Raw genomic sequence first — 7,800 nt, forward strand, 5'->3', positions numbered from 1 at the left:
CCTCCCGTTCTTCTTCGATGGCCGAGTAATAATGGATATCAAACGCACGATCATGATCGTCGCCCTGGCAATCGTGTCCTACGTTATGGTTCTTAAATGGAACCAGGACTATGGCCAGGCTGCCCTGCCGACTCAGAATGTTGCTTCCAGTACGACTACATCCGGTTTGCCGGACACCGCCACTGGCAATAATGCTGCCGCCAGTGACGATATTCCGCGCGCCGCTAGCGATACCAGCGCACCTGCCGAAACTCCGGTGGCCGCCAGCAAGGATCTGATCCAGATCAAAACCGACGTGCTCGATCTCGCGATCGATCCACAAGGTGGCGATGTTGCTCAACTGACCTTGCCTTTGTATCCACGTCGTCAGGATCGTCCTGATGTTCCGTTCCAGCTGTTCGATAACGGCGGCGAGCGTGTTTATCTGGCACAAAGCGGTCTGATCGGAACCAACGGCCCGGACGCAAATCCGGCCGGTCGTCCGGTTTACTCTTCGGAGAAGAAGACTTATCAACTGGCTGACGGTCAGGATCAACTCGTCGTTGACCTGAAATTCAGCAAGGACGGCGTCAATTACATCAAGCGTTTCACCCTGAAGCGCGGCCTGTATGACGTAGCCGTTTCCTACATTGTGGATAACCAGAGCGCTCAGCCCTGGAATGGCGCGATGTTCGCCCAGTTGAAGCGTGATAACAGCGCTGATCCTTCGTCCACAACCGCTACTGGTACCGCGACTTACCTGGGCGCCGCCCTGTGGACAAGTTCGGAGCCGTACAAGAAAGTGTCCATGAAGGACATGGACAAGGCCCAACTGAAAGAAACCGTCACCGGTGGTTGGGTAGCGTGGCTGCAACACTACTTCGTGACTGCGTGGATTCCGGCCAAGGGCGAAAACAACATCGTCCAGACCCGTAAAGACAGTAAAGGCAACTACATCATCGGTTACACCGGTCCTACACTGACCGCTGCTCCGGGTGCCAAAGTTGAAACAAGCGCTGTGTTGTACGCCGGTCCGAAAAGCCAGGCTGTGCTGAAAGAGTTGTCCCCAGGTCTGGAACTGACCGTCGACTACGGCATCCTGTGGTTCATTGCCCAGCCAATCTTCTGGCTGTTGCAACACATCCACGCGATTGTGGGTAACTGGGGCTGGTCGATCATCTTCCTGACCATGCTGATCAAGGGTCTTTTCTTCCCTCTGTCGGCTGCCAGCTACAAATCGATGGCGCGCATGCGTGCCGTTGCGCCGAAACTGGCTGCGCTGAAAGAGCAACATGGCGATGACCGGCAGAAAATGTCGCAAGCCATGATGGAGCTGTACAAGAAAGAGAAGATCAATCCGCTGGGCGGCTGCTTGCCGATCCTCGTGCAGATGCCGGTTTTCCTTTCGCTGTACTGGGTTCTGCTGGAAAGCGTGGAAATGCGTCAGGCACCGTTCATGCTGTGGATCACTGACCTGTCGATCAAGGATCCGTTCTTCATTCTGCCGATCATCATGGGCGCAACCATGTTCATCCAGCAGCAACTGAACCCGACTCCGCCGGATCCGATGCAGGCGAAGGTCATGAAAATGATGCCAATCATCTTCACCTTCTTCTTCTTGTGGTTCCCGGCAGGTCTGGTGCTGTACTGGGTTGTGAACAACTGCCTGTCGATTGCACAACAGTGGTACATCACGCGTAAGATCGAAGCGGCGACGAAAAAAGCCGAGGCGTAACTTGCACTGTGGATAACACCACTCAAAACGCCCCCTAGTGGGGCGTTTTGCTATCTGCCACTTTTGTCTGGATACCGGTTTATGAGCACACCTCGTGAAACCATCGCCGCTGTTGCCACCGCCCAAGGTCGCGGCGGTGTCGGCATCGTCCGTATTTCCGGGCCGTTGGCCAGTGTCGCGGCCAAAGCCATCAGCGGCCGCGAACTGAAACCGCGTTACGCCCATTACGGCCCGTTTTTCAGTGATGACCAGCAAGTGCTGGATGAAGGTCTGGCACTGTATTTCCCGGGGCCGAACTCGTTCACTGGTGAAGACGTGCTGGAACTGCAGGGCCACGGTGGCCCGATCGTTCTGGACATGTTGCTCAAGCGTTGCCTGGAATTGGGCTGCCGTTTGGCTCGCCCGGGGGAATTCAGCGAACGCGCCTTCCTCAATGACAAACTCGACCTGGCCCAGGCCGAGGCGATCGCCGACTTGATCGAAGCAAGTTCTGCACAGGCTGCGCGCAACGCCCTGCGTTCCTTGCAAGGTGCGTTCTCCCAGCGTGTGCATAACTTGACCGAGCAACTGATTGGTCTGCGCATCTACGTCGAAGCCGCCATCGACTTTCCGGAAGAAGAAATCGACTTCCTCGCCGACGGCCATGTATTGAGCATGCTCGACAAGGTGCGTGATGAATTATCCACAGTGCTGCGCGAAGCCGGGCAGGGTGCCTTGTTACGTGACGGCATGACCGTGGTGATTGCCGGTCGTCCGAACGCCGGCAAGTCCAGTCTGCTGAACGCGTTGGCCGGTCGCGAAGCCGCCATCGTCACCGAGATTGCCGGCACCACGCGGGATATCCTGCGTGAACATATCCACATCGACGGCATGCCGTTGCACGTTGTGGATACCGCAGGCCTGCGCGATACCGATGATCATGTGGAAAAGATCGGTGTCGAGCGTGCATTGAAAGCCATTGGTGAAGCCGATCGGGTACTGCTGGTCGTCGATGCCACCGCCCCGGAAGCGTTGGACCCGTTTGCCTTGTGGCCGGAGTTCCTCGAAATCCGCCCAGACCCGGCGAAGGTCACTCTGATTCGTAACAAGGCCGATCTGACCGGCGAAGCGATTGCCCTGGAAGTCAGTGATGACGGCCATGTGACCATCAGTCTGAGCGCGAAATCGGCAGGCGATGGTCTGGAACTGCTGCGCGATCACCTCAAAGCCTGCATGGGTTACGAGCAAACCTCGGAAAGCAGTTTCAGTGCTCGACGCCGACACCTGGAAGCTTTGCGTCACGCCAGTGCAGCGCTGGAACACGGCCGCGCACAACTGACTTTGGCTGGCGCAGGTGAATTGCTGGCCGAAGATTTGCGCCAGGCCCAGCATTCGCTGGGGGAAATCACCGGGGCCTTTAGCTCGGATGACTTGTTGGGAAGAATCTTTTCCAGCTTCTGCATCGGCAAATGACCAAAGGGTCTGTGGATAAGTTGTCCACAGACCCTTTTTCGTTTTACCAGTTGTAGGAAACCGTGCCGAGCAGCGTACGGTCTTCACCCCAATAGCAGCGGCCGGCGTCGTTGCATCCCGAGACATATTCCTTGTCGAAAAGATTTTTCGCGTTCAAGTCGACGCTCCAGTGAGTGTCGATCTGATAACCGATCGCCGCATCCACCAAGGTGACGTCGCCGGCATCAAGCTTTCCGTATAACGAAGGCGAGGTGTAAGCGAAGGCACTGTCGAAGTAACGCACACCACCGCCAACGTACAAACCTTTCAGATCGCCATCGAGGAAGCGGTACTTGGCCCAGGCCGAAGCCTGATTACGCGGCACGCCGGTCATTTGACGACCTTTGACCAGTGACGTCGCGGCATCCTTGGTGATCCGCGCGTCAGTGTAGGTGTAAGCAGCGGTGACATTGAGGTTCTGGGTCAGGTTGCTGTTCAGTTCCAGCTCTACACCTTTGGAACGGCTTTCGCCGACCTGGCGATAGGTCGCTGTCGTCGAGTCGAAGTAGGTGTCGTCCTTTTTGCGCAGGTCATACACCGAAGCAGTGAACGCGGTATCCCAGCCGATCGGCTCGTACTTAAGGCCTACTTCGTACTGGCTGCTGGTGATGGGATCAAGCGGCGCGCCGGCATTGGAGATCTGCTGCACCGGCACGAACGAGGTCGAGTAGCTGACATACGGCGTCATACCGTTGTCGAACTGGTACATCACGCCGCCCTGATAGGTGAACTTCTTGTCCTCGGAGCTGATGTTGCTGCCCTTGGCCACTTTGTCGCGAAAATCACTGTCGACCCAATCCTGACGGCCGCCAAGCAGGAACAGCCAGTGGTCATACTTGCTCTGGATCTGTGCATAAACACCTTTCATCTGCTGCTCAAGCAGGGTGTTCTGCACTGCAATCGGCGTTGTCGGGTCGCGTAGGTAAACCGGGTTGTAGATATCAATCGGTCCGACGATGCCGGCGTTCCAGTCCTGATTGAACGACGTGCGGTCATAGCTGGCACCGAACAGCACAGTGTTCTCCAGACCGCCGACCTGGAATTTGCCTTCCAGCTGGTTATCCAGCGAGTACACCATGGATTTGTTGAAGCGATCGTAAGCGGTCATGTTCAACCGCGTTCCGAACCCGGCGTTGTTCAGGTTGCCCGGCCAGGTTTCATGGCGGGTGATCCGCGACTGCATGTAGCGCGAGTTCTGGCGGAACTGCCAGTCGTCGTTGAAGGAATGGCTGAACTCGTAACCGGTGCTCCAGGTTTCGCGCTCGAAGGTATTCCAGTCCGGATCACCGAGCATGGTGTCTTTGGATAACTTGCCGTTGGGATTGCTCAACAAAGTACCCGCGGCGGGCAGGCCGAGTTCCATGTTGGTGTGATCCTTCTGGTAGTTGGCCAGCAAGGTCAAAGTGTTGAAGTCGTCGAAATTCAGCGTCAGCGACGGGGCGATGTAGATACGATCGTCCGGTACATGATCGGTCTGAGTGTCGGACTTGCGCCCGAGCATCAACACCCGACCAAGGACACTGCCGCTGTCGTTGAGAGGTCCGGAGACATCGCCCCCCATCTGCCGGCGATTATTCGAGCCATACCCCAATTGCACTTCGCCCTGAGGGTCGGCTGTCGGACGCTTGCTCACCAGATTGACCAGACCGCCCGGCGCGTTTTCACCGTAGAGCAGTGAAGACGGGCCGCGGAAAACCTCGACCCGCTCCAGCCCATATGGCTCGGTGCTGGTGTCATAGCGGTTGCCCTGCACGCGTAGTCCATCGCGCAGCAGGCCGTAGCCGTAATCGGTGGCGTTGAAACCGCGAATGAAAAACAGATCGCCGGCCAGACTGTCGCCGGCGGCAAACGGTGGGGCAAAGATCCCCGGAACGTAGCCAAGTACTTCGGTCAGCGTCTGAGATTTCTGATCTTTCATCCGTTGCGCGGTAACCACCGACACCGAACGTGGAGTTTCCGACAACGGTGTGCTGGTTTTCGTACTGATCCGGCTGTTCTGCGCCTTGTAGCCAACATCGGCGGCGTAATCCAGATTCATCGAGTTGGCCAACTGGCCATTGATGTTGGTCGGCGCCAATTCCAGCGAATCACCGTTTGGCAGTGCCTGCAGAATGTAACTGCCCGCTGCTTGTGGCACGGCTTGCAGACCGGAACCTTGCAGCAGTTGGGCGAAACCCTGTTCCACGGAGAAATTGCCGCTCAGTCCAGGGCTGCGCAGGTGACTGGTCTGTTGCGGCGAGAACGACAGAATCACGTTCGCTGCCGACGCAAACTGGCTCAGGGCGTTGTCCAGCGGTCCGGCGGCAATGGCGTATCGCTGGGTTGCCGTCGCCGCGAACGCGCTACCGGTCAGTACCAGGCAGGACGTGGCACTGGTCATCAGTAAGCTATAGGCAATGCAGTGGTGGGAAAAACGCTGACGAAACGTGGGAAGACGCATGTGTGGATAAGCCCTGAAGTTGGCAAAGAGCCGCGTTTATCGCGATTACCTGTAGGGCCGGGTCAGGGCAAAAAAAGATAACCCTGTTTTCGATTTATTTTTCCACAGGCGTCTTTTCGATCAGGCGTTATGGCGGATCGAAACCCAATAACGAGTGAAATAACGCACGTTTATTGGCATTGAAGCCTGCAGATTTGCCAGTACCGCATCGGTGGAATCGAGACGGAAGGTGCCAGACACGCGTAAATCCCGGGCGCGTTCATCGCACTGCAACACGCCATGACGATAGCGGCCCAATTCTTCGAGTACGTCGCCCAGACGAGCATCGAGCACGATCAGCTGGCCATTGGTCCACGCCACCTCTGCGGGCTTGAAGGAATGAATCCGGCTGATGTGCTGACGATCGAAATCCACGCCTTCGCCGGCTTTCAATATTCTTGCGGTAGCCAATTCTTCACCAGGCTGAATGCTGACCCGATCTTCAAGCACGCCAACTCGGGTCGATCCCGACAACTGATGCACAGAAAACCGGGTACCCAAGGCTTGGATACGTCCATCGCGGGTTTCGACGTACAGGGGGCGCTGATCGCCGAGCTTTCCGGTCTGTATAAGGATTTCGCCAGTGCGCAAACGGATCAATCGTTGCCTGCTATCGAAAGACACGTCGATGGCCGTATCGGTATTCAGTTGAATCTGACTGCCATCGGCCAGCGTGATGTCACGTCTCTGACCGACGCGGGTTTTATAGTCAGCCCAGACGTTTCCCAGGGAGGTGTGTTGCTGGACATTCCAGCCAACCAGACCTGCGCCAGCCACCAACACCATCAACTTCAGCACTTGGCGGCGTTGCTGGCCGGTGCTCAACGCTCGTCGCTTCAGATCCTGCGGCAGCGTGCCGAGGTGGCGTTGCAACCGTTCCATCTGATTCCAGGCCGCCAGATGTTCAGGAGCGCTATCTATCCACAGCTGCCATGCCCGTTGTTCGGCAAGCGTCGGTGGCTGTGACTGAAACTGCACGTACCAACCGGCAGCCGCTTCAAAGACTTTGCGATCAGGGGCGATAGCCATCACAGCTGCGCCATGATCAATGCACATTCCGTCAGTGCGCGGATCATGTGTTTCTTCACGGTGGTCAGCGAGACTTTCAACTGCAAGGCGATCTGTTGATAAGTCAGGCCATCGATCTGCGAGAGCATGAAGATCTGCCGGGTTCTTGCACCCAAGCCGGTCAAGGCCTTATCCACAGCGACCAGCGTCTCGATGATCAGCGCCCGGTCTTCTTCGCTGATGGCTGTGGCTTGGGGACGAGATGCGAGGGCTTGCAGATAAGCCGCTTCGATGGCCTGTCTTCTATAGCGATCAATGACCAGGCCCCGTGCAATGGTGGTCAGATAGTCCCGAGGTTCGCGAATCTGCGCGGCATTACGCGCAGCGAGGATCCGCACAAACGTGTCGTGCGCGACATCGGCAGCATCGCAGGCGTCATTCAATTTGCCCTTGAGCCACCCATATAGCCACGAATGGTGTTGCTCGTAGATTTGCTCGATCGCAGCGTTATGAATGGATAAGGACATGAGGAGAAGAGGGGGAGTTAATGATAATGGCTATTATTAGCCTCTGTTACGTCCTCTCACAATAGGCCTCTGACAACACTCCATCGTTTGGTTTTGGGTTTTCTGTTCGCTATCCAGCAATGGGTGGCGATTTTTTTGTGCCCGAAAAAGGTGGATTCATCGATTTTCTGTGGATTAAGCCCTGTGAATAAGTGCCACTGAGGTCAGTTGATAACAGGGCTTGAAAACTGGATATAAACCCCTCTGTGGATAACTACCCCTTTCATCCACAGGCTTACACCGGTTATCCAAACCCCTCATGGCCACATGGGCACAGGGTTTTGAAACTCTGTACATATTGAATATAAAGGCCTGTAGCAATCTATCCACAGAAAGCTTGCTCAGTAAGAATAAGCTTTAAAACAAAGGTTTTATAAATTTCTCTCTTTTTTATTCTTTTAACCGCGAGTTCTCCACAGCTGGTTAAATTTTGTGCAAAGGGTTCTTTAGGAAGGGCGAAGTCCCTCTACTTGCCGACCAGGGGCCGACACCAGCTCGCAAACAAGTAAGGGATTAAATACGAAAGAAGTCCCGAGGGGGGT

General features: G+C 55.9%; 5 protein-coding genes. 2 read left to right on the top strand and 3 right to left on the bottom strand.

Features of this window, described 5'->3' with window-relative positions:
• Window positions 1-31 precede the first annotated feature (31 nt).
• Entirely contained in the window at window positions 32-1,714 is a 1,683-nt protein-coding gene (gene yidC, locus ACIONG_RS28675; RefSeq protein WP_401304259.1) for a membrane protein insertase YidC, read from the top strand.
• 81 nt (window positions 1,715-1,795) lie between these two features.
• Window positions 1,796-3,166 carry a tRNA uridine-5-carboxymethylaminomethyl(34) synthesis GTPase MnmE gene (mnmE, locus tag ACIONG_RS28680; protein WP_103302864.1) on the top strand — a complete coding sequence of 457 codons (1,371 nt, stop codon included), beginning with the start codon at window positions 1,796-1,798 and terminating at the stop codon, window positions 3,164-3,166.
• A 43-nt stretch (window positions 3,167-3,209) separates the two neighbouring features.
• On the opposite strand, the gene ACIONG_RS28685 is transcribed toward mnmE, so the two are convergent.
• The 3 genes from ACIONG_RS28685 to ACIONG_RS28695 all read right to left on the bottom strand — a co-directional run bounded on the left by ACIONG_RS28685 (window position 3,210) and on the right by ACIONG_RS28695 (window position 7,219).
• Window positions 3,210-5,645: a TonB-dependent siderophore receptor gene (locus ACIONG_RS28685; protein ID WP_401304248.1), complete on the bottom strand. Its 2,436-nt coding sequence runs from the start codon at window positions 5,643-5,645 to the stop codon at window positions 3,210-3,212.
• Between the two features lie 120 nt (window positions 5,646-5,765).
• Window positions 5,766-6,713 (bottom strand): FecR domain-containing protein, encoded by a 948-nt coding sequence (locus ACIONG_RS28690; protein ID WP_401304250.1) that lies wholly within the window; start codon window positions 6,711-6,713, stop codon window positions 5,766-5,768.
• Window positions 6,713-7,219, bottom strand: a complete 507-nt coding sequence (locus ACIONG_RS28695; RefSeq protein ID WP_103302859.1) for a sigma-70 family RNA polymerase sigma factor — start codon at window positions 7,217-7,219, stop codon at window positions 6,713-6,715. The genes ACIONG_RS28690 and ACIONG_RS28695 overlap by 1 nt, the downstream gene beginning before the upstream one ends.
• Between the last annotated feature and the right edge of the window lie 581 nt (window positions 7,220-7,800).

This window comes from Pseudomonas sp. NPDC087817 (genome assembly GCF_044742875.1).
In the GTDB taxonomy this organism is placed as follows: Bacteria; Pseudomonadota; Gammaproteobacteria; order Pseudomonadales; family Pseudomonadaceae; genus Aquipseudomonas.